Here is a 1,025-nt window from a genome sequence, read left to right as displayed (position 1 = left end):
GACCCCGGAGGGACCGCAATTCGACGTCTTCCTGGCCGGAACTGTCTTCCTGGACATCATCTTCACGGGCCTGCCCGCGATGCCCGCGGCGGGCACGGAGATCTGGGCCGAGGGCATGGGCTCGTGCCCCGGAGGCATCGCCAACCTGGCCATCGCCACCAGCCGGCTGGGACTGCGCACGTCGCTGGCGGCCGCGTTCGGCGACGACGACTACGGCGACTTCTGCTGGCGCACCCTGGAGGAGCAGGAGTCGGTGGACCTGTCCCGGTCGCGGCGCTTCGAGCACTGGCACTCCCCCGTGACCGTCTCCATGGCGGTCGACCGGGACCGCAGCATGGTCACCCACGGGCACCCGTCGCCCATGCCGGCCGCCGAGATGATCGGCAAGCCGCCCCGCTCCCGCGCGGTGATCGTGACGCTGTCGGCGGAGGAGCCGCTCGGCAAGCCCGGCGGCGCGTGCAACTGGGCCGAGCTGGCCCACCGCGACGGCGCGCTCATCTTCGCGGACGTGGGCTGGGACCCGTCGGGCGTCTGGTCGCGCACGCTGCTGGACCAGCTCGGCGTCTGCCACGCGTTCATGCCGAACGCGACCGAGGCCATGGCCTACACCCGCACCGAGACGCCGCGCGACGCGCTGTACGCGATCGCCGACAAGGTACCGCTGGCCGTGGTGACCGACGGGGCCAACGGCGCCATGGCGATCGACTCCGACACGGGCGAGGAGGCGTTCGTGCCGGCGCCGAGGGTGACGGCGCTCGACCCGACGGGCGCGGGCGACGTCTTCGGCGCGGGCATCGTGCTCGGCACGCTGTGCCGCTGGCCGCTGAACGACCGGCTGGCGTTCGCCGGGGTGTGCGCGGCGCTGGCCGTGCAGCAGTTCGGCGGCTCGCTGGCCGCGCCCGGCTGGGGCGACATCGCCGACTGGTGGCACGAGGTGCGCGCGGCGGCCGATCACAGCGGCGCGTACGGCAGCTCGCTGGCCCGCCGCTACGCCTTCCTCGACCGGCTGGTGCCCTCGGACCCGG

1 protein-coding gene is annotated in these 1,025 nt (G+C 74.0%); it reads left to right on the top strand.

Translation table 11 applies throughout. From position 1 onward, the window contains the following. On the top strand, positions 1 to 1,025 hold a 1,025-nt coding region (locus tag ACTWPW_RS64300; protein ID WP_443175057.1), incomplete at both ends, for a PfkB family carbohydrate kinase.

The organism is Nonomuraea sp. KM90 (assembly GCF_052246675.1).
Lineage (GTDB): Bacteria > Actinomycetota > Actinomycetes > Streptosporangiales > Streptosporangiaceae > Nonomuraea.
This window is presented reverse-complemented; position numbering and strand designations above follow the sequence as displayed.